Genomic DNA, 17,253 nt, shown 5'->3' with positions numbered 1-17,253 from the left:
ATGAGCGCCATTCCTCTCTTTCGCGAGCAGCCCGCCATCGACGAGCGTATCTTCGTCACGCAGCCGCATCTGCCGCCGCTCGACGAATTCGTTCCGTATCTCGAGAAGATCTGGGAAAACAAGACGCTGACCAACGGCGGCCCGTTTCATCAGCAGCTCGAACAGGCGCTGTGCGAATACCTCGGCGTGCAGCACCTCGCGCTGTTCTCGAACGGCACGACGGGTCTCGTCACCGCGCTGCAGGCGCTGCGCATCACGGGCGAAGTGATCACCACGCCGTATTCGTTCGTCGCGACCGCGCATTCGCTGCTGTGGAACGGCATCAAGCCGGTGTTCGTCGACGTGGACCCGGTCACGCTGAATCTGGATCCGCGTCAGATCGAAGCCGCCATCACGCCGCAGACCACCGCGATCATGCCGGTGCACTGCTACGGCCAGCCGTGCGACGTCGAAGCGATCCAGGCGATCGCCGACAACTACAACTTGAAGGTGATCTACGACGCCGCGCACGCGTTCGGCGTGCGCAACGAGGCGGGCAGCATCCTCACGCACGGCGACCTGTCGGTGCTGAGCTTCCACGCGACGAAAGTCTTCAACACGTTCGAGGGCGGCGCGATCGTCTGCCCGGACGCGAAGGTGAAGCAGCGCATCGACCATCTGAAGAACTTCGGCTTCGTCAACGAGACGACCGTGGTCGCGGCCGGCATCAACGGCAAGATGAGCGAAATCAATGCGGCATTCGGCCTGTTGCAGCTTCAGCACATCGATCGCGCGCTCGCGCGCCGTCAGGAGATCGACGCGCTGTATCGCACCCTGCTCGCCGACGTCGACGGCATCGTGCCACTGCCCGGTCTTGCGGGCGGCGCGACGAACCACTCGTATTTCCCAGTGCTCGTGCAAAGCGACTACAAGCTGACGCGCGACGAGCTGTATCAGCGTCTGCGCGATCACGAGATTTTCGGCCGCCGCTATTTCTATCCGCTGATTTCGGATTTCCCGATGTATCGCGGCCTGCCCTCCGCGCAGCCGAGCCGACTGCCGAACGCGCAGGAAGCATCGCGCAAGGTGCTGTGCCTGCCGATCTATCCGGCGCTCGCGGACCGCGACGTCGAGCGCGTCGTGGACGTGATCCGCGCGGCCAACGTCTAAGGCCCGGCAGCCCGGCGCACGCAGGATCGACCCATGCACGTGTTTCTTCTCTTCAGCGGCACCAACGATCGCGCCGTCGTCGCGCTGCTGCGCGCGATCGGCAAGCTCGGGCAACAGGCGGCGGTGATCGCGCGTTCGGCCGCCGATCCGGTTCTGTCGAGCGCGTATCGCGATCTCGTGGTCGCCGTGCGCGAAAACGACACGCTCTCGGTCCCGCTGCTCGCCGGTTATATCGCGCAGGCGAAGGCGAAGTTCGGCGCGCGCCGCGTGACGCTCGTGCCGATCTCCGAATTCTTCAACACCTTCCTGCTGAATCACAAGGAAGCGCTGGAATCCATCGACGGCGTGCATGTGCCGCTCGTCGATCCGTCGCTGTACGCGAAGCTCACGAACAAGGCGAGCGCCACCGAGTTCTTCGCGCGCGAAGGCATCGCGCCGCCGCCCGAATACGCGGGCATCGACGATGCCGTGGTGCCTTTCGTCGCCAAGCCGAAATGCAACGTCGACGGCAAGCGCGTGCTTTATCCGGTGCTCGTGAAAAGCGACGCGGACCTCGCCGCTTTCAAGGCGAGCGAAGATCCGTCGCACTATTTCTTTCAGCACTTCGTGACGGGACGCAGCTTTTATCTGCTCGCCTATTTCGCGCGCACGGGCGAAGTCTTCTGCTCGTCGCAGGAAAACCTCGCGCAGCAGCCCGGCGGCAAGTCGATCGTGCTCGCGCGCACCGCCGATTTTCATGCGAGCGATATCGGCGTGAAGCTGCGGCAGGCGCTTTCGCAATGCGGCTATTTCGGCTTCGCGATGATCGAATGCATCGTCGGGGACGACGGCGCGTACTTCATCGAAATGAATCCCCGTCCGTGGGGACCGCTCGACCTGTGCCTGAACCACGACTGCGGCATCGTCGAAGCTTTCGTGGGCGACTGGGCGACGGAAGATGCAACCGCTTATCAAGGCCGGCGCCTTTCGCGCGCACGCCACGCCACGTATCTGTGGACGGGCGGCATCGTGAACACATGGCGCCGGCGCCGGACGACCGTGCATCGCTATGGCAGCGAAGCGCGTCTCGCGGGCGCTGCGTTGCGCGCCCTGGCCGGCGACGTCTATCTCGCAAGCGACAGCTGGCGAATCTTTTACAAGGAACTATGGAAATGACCTCTGGCGCCACCGCAGTCAAGGAGCGGCTCGCTCAACTCTACGGAGAAGTCTCCAAGCACTCGGGGTATCAGACGATCCCCGACTTCGTCGCGAGTACGCTCGGTTATCAGGAGACCATTCAGAGCCAATGGCGCGGCGACCGCAACCGCCTCGACTGGATTCTCGCGCATCGCGCGCCGCAAGCCGGCGAGCGCTGGGCCGACTTCGGCGCGAATACGGGCTTCTTCACGTACACGATCGCGCATGCGCATCCCGATGCGCGCGTGACGGCGATCGAAGCGAACGCCGAACACGCGAAGTTCCTGCGCGAACTCGGCGATGCCTTCTCGATCGGCAATGTCGACGTGCATCACGAAGCGCTGCCCTTCGATGGCCTCGACAAGCTGTCGGACATCGACGTGCTTTTGCATCTGAATGTGCTGCATCACGCGGGCGCGGATTTCGACCGCGAATATGTGACCGGCGCGCACGACTTTCCAGCGTATGCGGTCGCTTATCTGAAGAAGCTGCGTCAGGCGTCGCGCTCGCTCGTGTTCCAGCTCGGCTGCAATCTGTGGGGCGACAAGACGCATCCGCTGCAGCCGGGCGCGACCGATGCGGAGCGTCTCGCGTATGTGTCGAAGCTGCTGACGGACGCCGGCTGGCGCATTCGCGATCTCGCGTACGCGAAGAAGACGACCGACGCGCCGATCGCCTATGCCGATCTCGGCAAGGACGTCATCGAAGCGCTGAACGGCCAGCACGGACAAGCCGAACTGCGCCTCTTCGCCGACGCGCTCGCGCCGTATGCGCTGGAACAGCACATCGGCGAGTTTTATCGGCGCGCGATTTACATCGTCGATTAATTGACGGACGGCACTAAAGTTATCGGCGCACGTGCCGATAACCCCTATAAGAACAACAAGAACGACGTGCCGGTTTTCTCGGCGCGCTGCTTCGCTCTTCGATGCCCGCCTCGCGCGGGCATTCTTCTTTGTGCCGCAGCTTTGTCAGCGCCCGAGCGTCAACGCGAGATAGGCCGCGTACAGCACGCCGTTGCCGAGCAGCGCCCACAGCACGACGCCGTTCTCCTTCGCATTGAAGCGCAGCCACGCCGCCGCCGCGAGCGTGATGAGCACGCCCGTCAGCACTTCGATACGCGGCTCCCACGGCGTCAGCATGATGCCGATGGCCGGCAGCAACGTCCCTTGAAACACCATCGCGCCGGTGATGTTGCCGAACGCGAGCGTGTCCTTTCCTCGGCGCGCCCACAGAATGCTGTTCACTTTCTCGGGCAGTTCCGTCGCGATCGGAATGATGATGAGCGACAGCAGCAGCGCCGAAATTCCCAGCGCATGCGACACGCCCTCGACGCCGTGAATGAAGCCCTTCGCGCCGCCGACGAGCAGCACGATGCCGAAGAAAAACTGCAGCATGATCGTGCCGAGCGACGTTTTCAAACCGAGACGCGAAGCGAACAAGGCCTCGGGCGCTTCCGTTCCGTGTCCGCCCTCGACGAGCTTCGCCGAAGCCTTGAACGTCGAAATCACATAAACGATATAGAGCGCGACGAGCCCGACCGCGAACAACGCGCGCACTTGCCACGCGTGATGCGGCACGAACATCGCGGCGCACGCGATGAGAAACGCGACCAGAAAGAAGTTCAGATCGCGCACGAAGCCGCTGCGCTCCGGCACGATGCGCCCGCTCATGCCGCGCGACTTGAGGATCGCGAACGTCATCAGACACGTCGAAAGCGTCGCGAGCATAAGCGGCGCGCCGAGAATCGCGCCGACGCCGATCTCTTCGTTGACCGCACGGCTCGTCGTGCCGCCGAGCAGCGCGATGATCGGCACCGTCGTCTCGGGCAATGCCGTGCCGACCGCCGCGAACAGCGATCCGGTCACGCCTTCGGAAATGCCGAGCCGTTCGCCGAGATGTTCGAGCGCATTCGTGAATAGCTCCGCCGCGACCAGGATGATCGCGAGCATCAGCGCGAGTTCGAGAAAGAGCATCGTCATGCGGCACCTCGCATCGAAACATGCGACGGGTGCGCGAGCGTGCGCGGGAAACGGGGATGTTGTAGTTGTGGGGACACGATGATTCCACGGCCGGACGTCGAGCGAACCACGATGCGCCACGCGCCGTCCGGCCAGGAACGACATAGCGCATCGATGGTCTCGCCAAACCGTTCCGGTCGAACGCGCCACGGCAGCAGGGCCGAGGATGTTGACGCGTTCTCCTTCGCTCGCGAAGGAAGGCTACTCCCCAAAGAAGGCGCAAGTTTAGCCCGATGCGCCCCGTTTCGGCAACCCGCGGAATAAGCGTATGCCGATCGGATCGTTGTCGTCGACGGATGCATCCGCTAATCTGGCCGCGCCGGGCGCGTCGCTTGCTGCGCGTGCTCAAGCTCATCCACGAACAAAAATGAAGATCACGGGAGATCTCATGCGTCTGAAACTCTTCGCCGCGGCCGCCGCGATGGCCATGCTCGCCGCGCCGATGCTCGCGATGTCCAAGCCGCTCACCGTCTGCACCGAATCGAGCCCGGACGGCTTCGATGTCGTGCAATTCAATTCGCTCGTAACGACCAACGCATCGGCGGATGTCATCTTCAATACGCTCGTCTCCTACGACGAAGCCGCGAAGAAGGTCGTGCCCTCGCTCGCGGAAAAGTGGGACGTGACGAGCGACGGGCTCACGTACACATTCCATCTGCGTCCGAACGTTCAGTTTCAGACGACCGATTACTTCAAGCCGACGCGTCCGCTCAGTGCCGACGACGTCGTGTTCACGTTCTCGCGCATGCTCTCGGACGACAATCCGTGGCACAAGATCGCGGGCGCGAGCGGCTTTCCGCACGCGCAGTCGATGGGCCTCGTGAAGCTCATCAAGGCCGTATCGAAAGTCGATGACCATACCGTGAAGTTCGAGCTCAACGAGCCGAACGCGACCTTCGTGCCGATCCTCACGATGGGCTTCGCATCGATCTATTCGGCCGAATATGCGGACAAGCTGCTGAAGGCGAACCAGCAGGTCGATCTGAACAGCAAGCCGATCGGCACCGGCCCGTTCGTGCTGAAGAGCTACACGAAAGATTCGGTCATCCGCTACGACGTGAATCCGTCGTACTGGGGCGCGAAACCGAAGATCGACCGGCTGATCTACGCGATCACGCCCGACGCCGCCGTGCGCGCGCAGAAGATCAAGGCGGGCGAATGCCAGATCGCGCTGTCGCCGAAGCCGCAGGACGTCATCGACGCGAAGAAGGACAAGTCGCTGAAGGTGAGCGAAGCGCCCGCATTCATGACGGCGTTCGTCGCGCTCAACACGCAGAAGAAGCCGCTCGACAATCCGAAGGTGCGTCAGGCGATCAACATGGCCTTCGATCGCACGACCTACATGAAGACCGTGTTCGACAACACGGCGACGCAAGCGGTGAACCCGTATCCGCCGAATACGTGGAGTTACGACAAGAGCATCGAGGCGTACAAATATTCATCCGCCGATGCGAAGAAGCTGCTCGCCGATGCGGGCTTTCCGAACGGTTTCGACACGACGATCTGGGTACGCCCGAACGGCAGCGTGCTCAATCCGAATCCGAAGGCGGGCGCGGAATTGCTGCAAGCCGATCTCGCGAAAATCGGCGTGAAGGCGCAGGTGAAAGTGATCGAATGGGGCGAACTCATCAAGCAGGCGAAGCAGGGTCAGCACGACATGCTGTTCATGGGCTGGGCCGGCGACAACGGCGACCCGGACAACTACATGTCGCCGCTTTTCAGTTGCAACGCGGTGAAGTCAGGCATCAACTTCGCGCGCTATTGCGATCCGCAACTGGACAAGCTCATCGCCGATGGCAAGTCGACCGCCGATGTCGCCAAACGCACGAAGTCGTATGTCGATGCGCAGAAGATCATCCACGATCAGGCGCTGTGGATTCCGCTCGTCTATCCGACGGCGGCGGCGCTCACGCGCGCGAACGTCAGCGGCTATAACGTGAGTCCGTTCGGGCGCGTGAATTTCGGCGCTGTTTCCGTGCAGTAAGCGAAGTCAGGCCGGCGTGAACCGGATCACGCCGTCAGCGCCGGTCTGACGTTTCAGCGTGCCATCGAGCCAAAGCAGATTCAGATGCGCGAGCGCTTCGCCGAGCGCGAACGTCATCTGATGAATATCGAGCTTGCGCTTGAACATGAGCGGGACGATGTCTGCGGCGCTGCATGGCTTTTGAGCGCACGCGTCGCGCACTTCCGCCAGCCGCGCGCGATGATGCTCGCGCAATTGCCCGATGCGCGTTTGCACGCCGCGAAACGGCTTGCCGTGTGAGGGCAGCGCGAGCGTATCGGCGGGCATGGTTTCGTAGCGGCCGAGCGATTCCAGATACAGCGCAAGCGGATTGCCTTCCGGCTCGACCGCGAACACCGACACGTTTGTCGAAATGCGCGGCAACACCATGTCGCCGGAAATGAGCAACTTGTCGGCGGCGCAGAAAAGCGCGCTGTGCTCCGGCGAATGGCCGTAGCCCGACACCACTTCCCAATTGCGCGTGCCGATACGCATGACATCGCCATCGCAAATACGCCGATATTCCGCCGGAATCGACGGCACGAGCGTCGGGTAATAGCTATCGCGCTTGCGCAGCGCATCGAGCGACGCTTCGTCGGACAGGCCGTGCGCCGCGAAATGCGCCGCCGCTCGCTCGCCGCCCGCGTTCGAGCCGTCGCCGGCGGCCATCACGCGGCCCATCGCGTATTCGCCGAGCGACATCCACAGGCGCACGTTCCATCGATGCTTGTCGCCGCCCGTGCAGATCCAGTCGGCAAGTCCCAGATGATCCGGATGACAATGCGTGACGATCACACGCAGCACCGGCTTTCCATCGAGCACGGAATCGAACACGCGCTCCCAGTTCGCGCGGATCGTATCGCTCGAAATGCCGCAATCGACGACGGTCCAGCCTTTCACACCGTCGATTTCATCGGCGAGCAGCCACAGATTGATGTGATCGAGCGCGAACGGCAGCGGCATGCGCAGCCAGAACACGCCCGGCGCCACTTCCATGACGCCGCCCGATTCGGGCAGCCGGTCCGCGAAAACATAGTCGAGCTGGTGTTCGAGTGCGTTCATTCGGTGCCTGCCTCCGGGTTTGCGCCGCGTTGCAATTTGGCCAAGTTGACGATAACGTAAACGTCCATTCTAACGTTGCGCGCGCATTTGCGCTGCCGGCCGGCAATGACCCAACCGACGCATTACACGATCACCGAACTGGCGCGCGAGTTCGACATTACGCCGCGCGCCATTCGCTTTTACGAAGATCAGGGGCTGCTCGCGCCGAAGCGCGAAGGCTCGAACGGCCTGCGGCGTGTGTATTCGGCGCGCGATCGCACGCGCCTCAAGCTCACGCTGCGCGGCAAGCGGCTCGGTTTCACGCTGTCGGAAATCCGCACGCTGCTCGATCTGTATGACTCGCCTACCGGCACCGCGACGCAGCTACAGGCTTTCGTCGATACGATCGCGGCGCATCGCGAAGTGCTGCAGCGTCAGCTCGAAGACCTGAACACGACGCTCGCCGAACTTTCCGCGTATGAGGAACAGGGCCGCGCGCTGCTCGCGGCGGGCGCGGAAAAGCGTGCACGCAAACCCAAAGCGGCATAACGCGTGACGCCCGCACAGGAAGCGCAGGGTCGATATGAATCATTTCCCCAAGCTGCTCTCGTCGCAAATCGGCTTCGATGTCGCCAAGACGATACTCGAAGGCTTCGAGCATCATTACCGCGTGTTCCGCGAAGCCGCGATCAAGGCGAAGGAGCTATTCGAGCGCGGCGACTGGCTCGCGTTGCAACAACTGGCGCGCGATCGCATCGCGTCGTATGACGATCGCGTCACGGAATGCGTGACGGCGCTCGAAGACGAATACGACGCGGAGAATATCGAGGACGACGTGTGGCAGCAGATCAAGCTGCATTACATCGGCTTGCTGACGACGCATCGTCAGCCGGAATGCGCGGAAACGTTCTTCAATTCCGTGTGCTGCAAGATCCTGCATCGCTCGTACTTCAACAATGACTTCATCTTTGTGCGGCCGGCCATTTCGACGGAATACATCGAGAACGACGAGCCCGCCGCAAAGCCGACGTATCGCGCGTATTACCCGGAAAAGGACGGCCTCGCCGCGACGCTCGAACGCATCGTCACGAACTTTCAGTTGGAACCGCCGTTCGAGGATTTGCCGCGCGACGTGCAATGCGTGATGCAGGCGCTGCGCGAAGCCTTCGGCGATATCACGCCCGCGCCGAACTTTCAGATTCATGTGCTTTCGTCGCTGTTCTTTCGCAACAAGGCGGCGTATGTCGTCGGGCGGATCATCAACGGCGATGCGCTGCTGCCCTTCGCCATCGCGATCCGGCATACGAAGCCCGGCTTGCTCGCGCTCGATACCGTGCTGCTCTCGCGCGAGCAGGTGCTCATCATCTTCAGCTTCTCGCATTCGTATTTTCTCGTCGATATGGAAGTGCCGTCGGCGTTCGTGCAATTTCTGAGCACGATCATGCCGCGTAAGCCGAAGGCCGAAATCTATACGTCGGTCGGTTTGCAGAAGCAGGGCAAGAACGATTTCTATCGCGACTTGCTGCATCATCTGTCGCATTCGAGCGATAAGTTCATCGTCGCGCCGGGCATCAAGGGACTCGTGATGATCGTCTTCACGCTGCCGTCGTTTCCTTACGTGTTCAAGCTCATCAAGGACGCGTTTCCGCCGCCGAAGGAAACCACGCGGCAGAAGATTCAGGACAAGTATCAGCTCGTGAAGCGGCACGATCGCGTTGGCCGAATGGCCGATACGCTCGAATATTCGAGCGTCGCCCTGCCGGTCGCGCGCCTCGACGACGCGCTCATCCGCGAACTCGAAAAGGAAGCGCCTTCGATGATCGAATACGAAGGCGACAAGCTCGTCATCCGGCATGTGTATATCGAGCGCCGCATGGTGCCGCTCAATCTGTTCCTTCAGAACGGGAACGCCGACGACGTCGATCACGGCATCAAGGAATATGGCGACGCGATCAAACAGCTGATTCAGGCGAACATCTTCCCCGGCGACATGCTGTACAAGAACTTCGGCGTGACGCGGCACGGTCGTGTGGTGTTCTACGACTACGATGAAATCGAGTATCTGACCGATTGCAACGTGCGCCGCGTCCCTGCGCCGCGCACGGAAGAGGACGAGCTGTCCGGCGAACCGTGGTATACCGTCGGGCCGCACGATATCTTTCCCGAAACGTACGGCACATTTTTGCTCGGCGATCCGCGCGTGCGCGAAGCGTTCATGCGTCATCACGCGGATTTTTTCGATCCCGCGTTCTGGCAGCATCACAAGGAACAACTGCTGCGCGGCGAACTCGCCGATTTCTTTCCCTATGACCGGGACGTCCGATTCTGCATCCGTTATCCGGAGCGTTTCGACGAGCCCGGCCGATCGGACGCGCGCGCCGCGTGAAGCGCGCGGTCCGGCTTTTGACTTTCGAACATGAACCACATTGACGATAAAACGCCGCTTGCTCACCTGTTCGCAAACAATCAGGAATGGGTCGAACGCAAGCTCGCCGAAGACGCCGCTTTCTTCGAGCGCCTCGCGCATCAGCAGACGCCCGAATATCTGTGGATCGGCTGCGCGGACTCGCGCGTGCCGGCCAACGAGATCATCGGCTTGCCGCCGGGCGAAGTCTTCGTGCACAGAAACATCGCGAACGTCGTCGTGCACTCCGATCTCAATTGTCTGTCGGTGATCCAGTTCGCCGTCGATCTGCTGAAGGTGAAGCACATCATGGTCGTCGGCCATTACGGCTGCTCGGGCGTGGGCGCGGCGCTCGTCGGGCGGCGCGTCGGTCTCGCCGATAACTGGCTGCGCCATGTCGAAGACGTGCGCGAAAAGCACGGCGCGCTGCTCGACGAATGGCCGATGGGCGACGCGCGCCATCGCCGTCTCGTGGAGCTGAACACGATCGAGCAGACCATCAACGTGTGCCGCACGACCGTCGTTCAGGACGCATGGGCGCGCGGACAGGAGCTCACCGTGCACGGCTGGACCTACGGCGTGCACGACGGCCGCCTGCGCAACATGGGCATGATGATCGGCGCACCGGCCGAGATCGATCCGGTTTATCAGTCGTGCGTTGCCGCGATGACTCGCAGCGGCGCGCATTCCGCGGAAAACGATGTCCTCGCGTCAGATGCGGCACTTGCCGAACGCTTGGGCGACGTTCCCGAAGTGATCAAGGGCGTCATCAAGGAGCTGAAACATGAGTGAGACAAGGAACGATCCGATCGTCATCGTGTCGGCGGCGCGCACGCCGATGGCCGCGTTTCAGGGCGATTTCGCGTCGCTGACCGCGCCGCAGCTTGGCGCTGCTGCGGTGAAGGCGGCGGTCGAACGCGCGGGATTGAAACCCGAGCAGATCGACGAAGCCATCATGGGCTGCGTGCTGCCCGCCGGTCAGGGTCAGGCGCCCGCGCGTCAGTCGGCGCTCGGCGCGGGCTTGCCGCTATCCACCGGCTGCACGACGATCAACAAGATGTGCGGCTCGGGCATGCGCGCGGCGATGTTCGCGCACGACATGCTGCTGGCCGGATCGGTCGACGTGATCGTCGCGGGCGGCATGGAAAGCATGACGAACGCGCCGTATCTGCTGCCGAAAGCGCGCGGCGGCATGCGCATGGGTCACGGTCAGGTTCTCGATCACATGTTCCTCGACGGCCTCGAAGACGCTTACGAAAAAGGCCGTCTGATGGGCGCGTTCGCGGAGCAATGCGCTTCGTCGTATGCGTTCTCGCGCGAGTCGCAGGATGCGTTCGCGGTCGAATCGCTGCGGCGCGCGCAGCGAGCGAACGACGATGGTTCGTTCGACTGGGAAATCGCGCCCGTGACGGTACAGGGCAGGAAGGGCGATACGGTGATCGGGCGCGACGAGCAGCCGTTCAAGGCGAACATCGAGAAGATTCCGTCGCTCAAGCCCGCGTTCGCGAAGGACGGCACGGTGACGGCCGCGAATTCGTCGTCGATTTCCGATGGCGCGGCGGCGCTCGTGATGATGCGCGAATCGACCGCGATGCGGCTCGGCGTCACGCCGATCGCGCGTATCGCCGGACACAGCACGTTCGCGCAACAACCGGCCTTGTTCACGACGGCGCCCGTCGGCGCGATCAGCAAGCTCTTCGAGAAAAACGGCTGGCGCGCGGGCGATGTCGATCTGTATGAAATCAACGAAGCGTTCGCCGTCGTGACGATGGCCGCGATGCGTGAGCACGATCTGCCGCATGACAAGGTCAATGTGAACGGCGGCGCGTGCGCGCTCGGGCATCCGATCGGTGCGTCGGGCGCGCGGATTCTTGTGACGCTGCTCGGTGCGTTGAAGGCGCGTGGGCTGAAGCGCGGGGTGGCGAGCTTGTGTATCGGCGGTGGGGAGGCGACGGCGATGGGGGTGGAGTTGGTTTGAGTGTTCCGGGCCGGTCCGGCGCGAGCCGGGCCGCATTCATTCCTATTCGAAGGGATTCAGCATCTCGACGCCCATTCGCTCGAAGTCTCTGACGTTGCGCGTGACCACCGTCAATCCGTGGAAAATGGCCGTTGCGCCTATGCGCTTGTCCAAAGCGGGTTCAGGGTGCGGCGCGCGCAGGTTTCCCCATAGCCTGCCGATCTCCTTGCCCGCCGGCAGGATTCTCGTGTCGTATTCTCGCAGGACGTTGTTCACCCACGATTCGAGCTTTTCGGCCTGCCGTTTATCGCCTCTTCGGCGCACCCGCTCGACGCCCTGTCGAAGTTCCGCGACAGTCACGACGGAGAGATGAACGCATCTCTTATCGAGCTTGGCTTGCCGGAAGAACACGCGAACGCCTTCATTGGCGCGTTCTTCGAGTCTCGTTTCACTGATCACGTTCGTATCAGCCAGATACATCGGAGGCTCCTCGTTTCGGATGACGATCGAAGAAGTCGTCCTCCACGTCGAGTTTCGGAAAGTTCAGCAGATGATCGATGAAACGGCTGTTGTACTCGGGACTGTCGATGTATTCCTCGGCCGTCCCTTTGCGGCTTTCGATCTCGAGCTTGCGACGGATGGCAGCCTGTTCCGCGTATTCGCGAATCTCCTCGGCGGTTATATTCCAAGGTAACTCGGCCTTGATGATCTTGAACATGCTCGGCTCCTTATCGATGTTGCGACAGTCGTCACTCTATCGAATTCAATAAGCACGACTAGTCATCCAAACGAAATAAGCGAAATCTCACTCACCCCGCCAGCGACATCGCCACGGCCCGCTTGAACGGCGTCAGCTTCTCTCCGATCCGCAGCATCGCATCGCGCGCGATCCGCGCCGGCAGCGAGTCGCGCGTATAAACCTCCGTGATGAATCGCGTGATCAGATAAAGCGGCCGCGTTTCCTGCCGATGCTTCGCTTCATATCGCGCGAGCAGCCCATCGCCGGCGATGTCGAGCCCCGCCGCCTGCGCGTCGCGAATCGCGCGCGTGAGCGTCTCGATGCCGGCCAGCCCGAAGTTGAACCCGTGCGCCGTGACCGGATGCATGCCGACCGCCGCATCGCCGACCGTCGCAAAACGCTTCGCCACGAAGCGCTTCGGATAAACCGACACCAGCGGATAAACATGCCGCGTCGTGCGCAGCGCCATCGTTCCGAGTCTGCGCTCGAAGCGGCGTTCGATCTCGCGATTGAACGCATCCTCGTCGAGCTTGCTCAGGCGCTCGATGTCGCGCGCCTCGAGCGTCACCACAACCGACGACCGATGCGCGCCCGTCTCCGGATCGGGATTCATCGGCAAGAGCGCGAGCGTCTGCCGGTGGCCGAACCATTCCCACGCCGCGTGATCGTGGGGCACGTCGTGCGTCATGCAGCAGACCAACATCGACTTGCCGAAATCGTGCATGTCGGCGGCGATGCCCATCATGCGGCGCGTCGCGGAGAACCGGCTGTCCGCCGCGACGACGAGCCGCGCCGCGATCGTCTCGCCGCTTTCGAGCCGCACGCGCGCGCCACATGCGTCGGTATCGAGGTCGGTCACGCGTTCGGACGTCATGATGCGGACGTCCGCGCTCACTGCTTCGAACGCGGCGCGCCGGATCAGATGATTCGACACGAGCCAACCGAGCTCGTCGTGACCGGAAAGCGCATGACCGATTTTCATCGCGAACGGCGACGATCCGTTGAAAACGCGCGCATCGGCCAACTGCGATTTCGCGTGCGCGTCGATGCGCTCCCACACGCCGAGCGTCTTGAGAAACGCGACGGATTTCTGCGTCAACGCGATCTCGCGGCCGTCGAAGGCGGGCTCGCGCAGCGCGTCGTGGCTTTGCTGCTCGACGAACACGATCGACAAACCCGCGCCGCTCAGCGCGTTCGCGAGACACAAGCCCGCCGGCCCCGCGCCGACGATCACGACATCGGTTTGCATCATCTTTCCGGTCCTGCTGTTTGAAAGCGCACAACGATAGCCGAAAGGCCGAACGGCGATCCGCGACAGCGGGTCGCGCGTTATATTCACGAAGTCTGTTCACACAAGGAACATGTCGCTCATGAAAACGGTTCTGATCGTCGGCGCGTCGCGCGGCCTCGGCCACGAATTCGCACGCGAATATTGTCGCGACGGCTGGCGCGTGCTCGCCACGGCCCGCGATAAAACCTCGCTCTCCGCGCTCGACGCGATGGGTGCGCAAACCTTCCCGCTCGACGTCACGCAGCCCGAGCAGATCGCCGCGCTCGCCTGGCAACTGGACGAGGAAAAGCTGAATGTCGCGATCGTCGTGTCGGGCGTGTATGGACCGCGCACCGAAGGCGTCGAGACGATCGGCGCGGAGGACTTCGATCAGGTCATGCACACCAACGTGCGTGGTCCGATGCAACTGATTCCCGTGCTCCTGCCGCTGACCGACGCCGCGAACGGCGTGCTCGCGGTCGTGTCGAGCAAGATGGGCAGCATCGCCGAGACGAGCGGCACGACCGGCTGGCTGTATCGCGCGAGCAAGGCGGCGCTCAATTCTGCGCTGAAGGTGGCGTCGCTGGAATCGCGGCATTCGGCGTGCATCGCGCTGCATCCGGGCTGGGTTCGCACGGAAATGGGCGGGCCATCGGCGGCGATCGACGTCGCGCGCAGCGTCGCCGGCATGCGCGCGGTGATCGCCGAAGCGGGCGCGCTGCGCGAGGAATTCAACGGGACTTTCGTGCAGTACGACGGCACGAAGATCGAATGGTGAACAAGGAGTGAATGTGACCTATCAGGTACACGGCGTTTCGGCATCGGGCAACTGTCACAAGGTTCGCCTCGTCCTCGAACAGCTCGGCCAGCCTTATGTCTGGCACGAAGTCGACATGATGAACGGCGCAACGCGCACCGACGAATTCAAAAAGCTGAATCCGAACGGCAAGGTGCCGGTGCTCGTCATCGACGAGAACACGACGCTCTCCGAATCCGACGCGATTCTCTGCTATCTCGCCGACGGCACGCCGCTCATGCCCGACGACCGGCTCGAACGCGCGCAAGTGCTGCAGTGGATGTTCTTCGAGCAGTACAGCCACGAGCCGTATGTCGCGGTGGCGCGCTTCATCCTGCAGTTTCAGAAGAATCCCGGCGACGCGCGTCTGCCGGAGAAGATCGCCGGTTCGTATCGCGCGCTCGACGTGATGGAACGGCATTTGTCGACGCGCACGTTTTTAGTCGGCGAGCGCTACACCGTCGCCGATATCGCGCTGTACGCGTACACGCATGTCGCGGATCAGGCGAATCTCGATCTGTCGCGCTATCCGGCGATCCGCGCGTGGCTCGAACGCGTGCGCAGCCAGCCGCGCCATGTCGTCATGCCGGGTGTCGATCAATGAAGTTCGTGGAATGTCCGTGCGGCGGCGCCGCGCCCGGCCAGCGGCCTGACGCGCGCGCGCCGCGTTACGACGCGTGTTGCGGACGATTCATCGAAGGCGGCGAAAAGCCCGCGAACGCAATGGAACTGATGCGCTCGCGCTACACCGCCTACGTGCTCGGCGACACCGCGTATCTGCGCGCGACCTGGGCGGAAGCGACCTGCCCGCCCGATCTCGACGCCTCCGACGCCGGCACGCGCTGGCTCGGCTTGCAGATCAAACGCCACACGCCGACCGACGCGAATCACGAGGAAGTCGAGTTCGTCGCGCGCTACAAGGTCGGCGGGCGCGCGCATCGTTTGCACGAAGCCAGCCGCTTCACGCGAGACAGCGCCGGAAACTGGATCTATGTCGATGGTCAGATTAAAGAAAACTAAATATTCCTTTAAGAAATATGCTGTGGCACGCGGTATTATTCCTAAGAATTTCCTTACAGATTAAACAGTTACGGGGTTTCTCTTATTGTGCAGTGCAATTTTGAACGGTTAATCTGTGTTCACGTCAGGGCGCTGTCATTCCCGTGCCCGGACACTCGCAGCGAAGCCCCGTTTTGAAGCCAATTGTCATGCCTTTTCAGGGCATGACTCCCGGAACCCGCAGCCGATACTGCTCTCATCGAGCAGCGCGATAGGTTTGTGACTTCAAAAAGACGTTCGGGGCTCGCCGTATCAACGTCCTTTGGAAGCGCAGTCGGAGTTCACGGATGGCGATCAGAACCTGGTTGGTCGGATGCAGCATGGTGTGCGCGCTCGCGGCATCGCTCGTCACGTCCGCCGTGCGTGCCGAACCGGTCGGCGGCGTGCGTCAATCCGAAGGTCTGCAGGCGCCCGCGTTCGGCCAGACGCTCTCGCAGATTCCCGATTCGCTCGATGCCGGCCTGCCCGTCGTCGCGATCGGACTGAACGAAAGCGTCATCGAGATTCCCGAAGCCGACATCTCGCTCGAAACCACCGTGTTCAAGCCGGACGGCGCCGGCCCGTTCCCGATGATCGTCTTCAATCACGGCAAGCTCCCCGGCGATTCGCACGCGCAACCGCGCAATCGCCCGGTCGCGCTCGCGCGTGAATTCGTGCGCCACGGCTATGTCGTCGTCGTGCCGAACCGGCGCGGCTTCGCGGGCTCGGGCGGCGATTACACCGGCCACGGCTGCGACGTCGAGGCGAACGGGTTCGCGCAAGCGCAGGACGTCGCCGCGACCATCGCCTATATGAGCCAGCAAGCGTATGTCGACAAGACGCATATCGTCGTCGCGGGCACGTCGCACGGCGGTTTGACGACCATCGCCTACGGCGCGCGCGATGCCGTCGCGGCGCCCGGCGTGCGCGGTCTCATCAATTTCTCGGGCGGGCTGCGTCAGGACGAATGCGGCGACTGGCGGAAGAATCTCGTCAACGCGTTCGGCGATTACGGGCAGAACGTGCGCCTGCCGTCGCTGTGGCTCTACGGCGACAACGATTCGGTCTGGGACGGCGACTTGTCCGCGCAGATGTACACCGCGTTCACCGCGCACGGCGCGCGCGCCAACATGGTCGATTTCGGCAGCTACAAGAACGACGCGCATCGGCTCGTCGGCGACCGCGACGGCGTGCAGATCTGGTGGCCGCGCGTGAAGGCCTTCCTCGCGCAGATCGGCATGCCGACCGCCGTGCAATATCAGGTGGCCGAGCCGCGCATGCCGAACGCGACGCACTTCGCGGACCTCGATTCCGTGCAGGCCGTGCCGTTCGTCGATGAAAACGGCCGCGCCGGTTATCGCAACTTCCTTTCGCAGTATTCGAGCCGCGCGTTCGCCGTGTCCGATTCGGGCGCGTGGTCGTGGGCCGAAGGCGGCGACGATCCGATGGCCGTCGCCATCGCGAGCTGCCAGAAGCAGAGCGCCGATCCGTGCCGGCTGTACGCGGTGAATAATCGCGTCGTCTGGAACGATCAGGCCGCCGAGACGCAGACGGCGTCACGCTAGAACACCTTTTCCGCCTGTCGGGAACGCCGGCCTTCGCGCCGGCGTTTTTGCGTCGATCGCACGTTAAGCGACCCATTTGGCCGACGTTGCACGCG

General features: G+C 62.7%; 17 protein-coding genes and 1 riboswitch. Of the genes, 12 read left to right on the top strand and 5 right to left on the bottom strand.

The genetic code is table 11. The annotated features are described in order from the left end of the window. Genes vioA through QCE58_RS01960 form a run of 3 tightly spaced genes read left to right on the top strand, consistent with a single transcriptional unit; the run spans position 1 to position 3,152 of the window. Positions 1 to 1,149 (top strand): dTDP-4-amino-4,6-dideoxy-D-glucose aminotransferase VioA, encoded by a 1,149-nt coding sequence (gene vioA / locus QCE58_RS01970; RefSeq protein WP_250480222.1) that lies wholly within the window; start codon positions 1 to 3, stop codon positions 1,147 to 1,149. 33 nt (positions 1,150 to 1,182) lie between these two features. Next, on the top strand, positions 1,183 to 2,304 hold the full coding sequence (locus tag QCE58_RS01965) for a hypothetical protein (RefSeq protein ID WP_250433467.1): 1,122 nt from the start codon (positions 1,183 to 1,185) through the stop codon (positions 2,302 to 2,304). Next, positions 2,301 to 3,152, top strand: coding sequence for a hypothetical protein (locus QCE58_RS01960; RefSeq protein WP_250438855.1), 852 nt, complete (start codon positions 2,301 to 2,303; stop codon positions 3,150 to 3,152). Before QCE58_RS01965 ends, QCE58_RS01960 begins: the two co-directional genes overlap by 4 nt. A 144-nt stretch (positions 3,153 to 3,296) precedes the next feature. On the opposite strand, the gene QCE58_RS01955 is transcribed toward QCE58_RS01960, so the two are convergent. Further along, positions 3,297 to 4,307, bottom strand: coding sequence for a sodium:calcium antiporter (locus QCE58_RS01955; RefSeq protein ID WP_034470401.1), 1,011 nt, complete (start codon positions 4,305 to 4,307; stop codon positions 3,297 to 3,299). An 88-nt stretch (positions 4,308 to 4,395) separates the two neighbouring features. After that, positions 4,396 to 4,571: riboswitch (yybP-ykoY riboswitch) on the bottom strand. 163 nt (positions 4,572 to 4,734) lie between these two features. Between QCE58_RS01955 and QCE58_RS01950 the strand changes: the two genes are divergently transcribed. Next, positions 4,735 to 6,330 (top strand): ABC transporter substrate-binding protein, encoded by a 1,596-nt coding sequence (locus QCE58_RS01950; protein ID WP_250433892.1) that lies wholly within the window; start codon positions 4,735 to 4,737, stop codon positions 6,328 to 6,330. Positions 6,331 to 6,336: 6 nt separating this feature from the next. Here the strand turns inward: QCE58_RS01950 and QCE58_RS01945 are convergent, their stop codons facing one another. Further along, the gene (locus QCE58_RS01945) at positions 6,337 to 7,410 is read right to left on the bottom strand and encodes an MBL fold metallo-hydrolase (protein ID WP_250520896.1); all 1,074 of its coding nucleotides are present in this window, start codon (positions 7,408 to 7,410) and stop codon (positions 6,337 to 6,339) included. Positions 7,411 to 7,515: 105 nt separating this feature from the next. On the opposite strand from QCE58_RS01945, the gene QCE58_RS01940 reads away from it, so the two are divergent. Genes QCE58_RS01940 through QCE58_RS01925 form a run of 4 tightly spaced genes read left to right on the top strand, consistent with a single transcriptional unit; the run spans position 7,516 to position 11,771 of the window. Then, positions 7,516 to 7,938 (top strand): MerR family DNA-binding transcriptional regulator, encoded by a 423-nt coding sequence (locus QCE58_RS01940; protein ID WP_008351922.1) that lies wholly within the window; start codon positions 7,516 to 7,518, stop codon positions 7,936 to 7,938. Positions 7,939 to 7,972: 34 nt separating this feature from the next. Then, positions 7,973 to 9,775, top strand: coding sequence for a bifunctional isocitrate dehydrogenase kinase/phosphatase (gene aceK, locus QCE58_RS01935; RefSeq protein ID WP_008351924.1), 1,803 nt, complete (start codon positions 7,973 to 7,975; stop codon positions 9,773 to 9,775). A 30-nt stretch (positions 9,776 to 9,805) separates the two neighbouring features. Further along, positions 9,806 to 10,585, top strand: coding sequence for a carbonate dehydratase (gene can, locus QCE58_RS01930; RefSeq protein ID WP_008351926.1), 780 nt, complete (start codon positions 9,806 to 9,808; stop codon positions 10,583 to 10,585). Further along, the gene (locus QCE58_RS01925) at positions 10,578 to 11,771 is read left to right on the top strand and encodes an acetyl-CoA C-acetyltransferase (protein WP_250480219.1); all 1,194 of its coding nucleotides are present in this window, start codon (positions 10,578 to 10,580) and stop codon (positions 11,769 to 11,771) included. The genes can and QCE58_RS01925 overlap by 8 nt, the downstream gene beginning before the upstream one ends. 42 nt (positions 11,772 to 11,813) lie before the next feature. Here QCE58_RS01925 and QCE58_RS01920 read toward each other — a convergent pair whose 3' ends face one another. From QCE58_RS01920 to ubiM, 3 genes are all read right to left on the bottom strand, one after another. Further along, on the bottom strand, positions 11,814 to 12,230 hold the full coding sequence (locus QCE58_RS01920) for a type II toxin-antitoxin system VapC family toxin (RefSeq protein ID WP_250518004.1): 417 nt from the start codon (positions 12,228 to 12,230) through the stop codon (positions 11,814 to 11,816). Further along, positions 12,217 to 12,468, bottom strand: coding sequence for a hypothetical protein (locus tag QCE58_RS01915; protein WP_250438849.1), 252 nt, complete (start codon positions 12,466 to 12,468; stop codon positions 12,217 to 12,219). The genes QCE58_RS01920 and QCE58_RS01915 overlap by 14 nt, the downstream gene beginning before the upstream one ends. A gap of 91 nt (positions 12,469 to 12,559) precedes the next feature. After that, positions 12,560 to 13,741, bottom strand: a complete 1,182-nt coding sequence (ubiM, locus tag QCE58_RS01910) for a 5-demethoxyubiquinol-8 5-hydroxylase UbiM (RefSeq protein ID WP_008351932.1) — start codon at positions 13,739 to 13,741, stop codon at positions 12,560 to 12,562. 118 nt (positions 13,742 to 13,859) lie between these two features. On the opposite strand from ubiM, the gene QCE58_RS01905 reads away from it, so the two are divergent. The 4 genes from QCE58_RS01905 to QCE58_RS01890 all read left to right on the top strand — a co-directional run bounded on the left by QCE58_RS01905 (position 13,860) and on the right by QCE58_RS01890 (position 17,158). Beyond that, positions 13,860 to 14,537 carry an SDR family oxidoreductase gene (locus tag QCE58_RS01905; protein WP_008351935.1) on the top strand — a complete coding sequence of 226 codons (678 nt, stop codon included), beginning with the start codon at positions 13,860 to 13,862 and terminating at the stop codon, positions 14,535 to 14,537. A gap of 13 nt (positions 14,538 to 14,550) precedes the next feature. Beyond that, positions 14,551 to 15,159, top strand: coding sequence for a glutathione S-transferase family protein (locus tag QCE58_RS01900; protein WP_008351936.1), 609 nt, complete (start codon positions 14,551 to 14,553; stop codon positions 15,157 to 15,159). Further along, entirely contained in the window at positions 15,156 to 15,575 is a 420-nt protein-coding gene (locus QCE58_RS01895) for a YchJ family protein (RefSeq protein ID WP_034470386.1), read from the top strand. Before QCE58_RS01900 ends, QCE58_RS01895 begins: the two co-directional genes overlap by 4 nt. 326 nt (positions 15,576 to 15,901) lie before the next feature. Further along, positions 15,902 to 17,158 carry a dienelactone hydrolase family protein gene (locus QCE58_RS01890; RefSeq protein WP_034470383.1) on the top strand — a complete coding sequence of 419 codons (1,257 nt, stop codon included), beginning with the start codon at positions 15,902 to 15,904 and terminating at the stop codon, positions 17,156 to 17,158. Positions 17,159 to 17,253: the final 95 nt, after the last annotated feature.

The sequence above is a fragment of the Caballeronia sp. LZ028 genome, from assembly GCF_031451415.1.
GTDB lineage: Bacteria > Pseudomonadota > Gammaproteobacteria > Burkholderiales > Burkholderiaceae > Caballeronia > Caballeronia zhejiangensis.
This window is presented reverse-complemented; position numbering and strand designations above follow the sequence as displayed.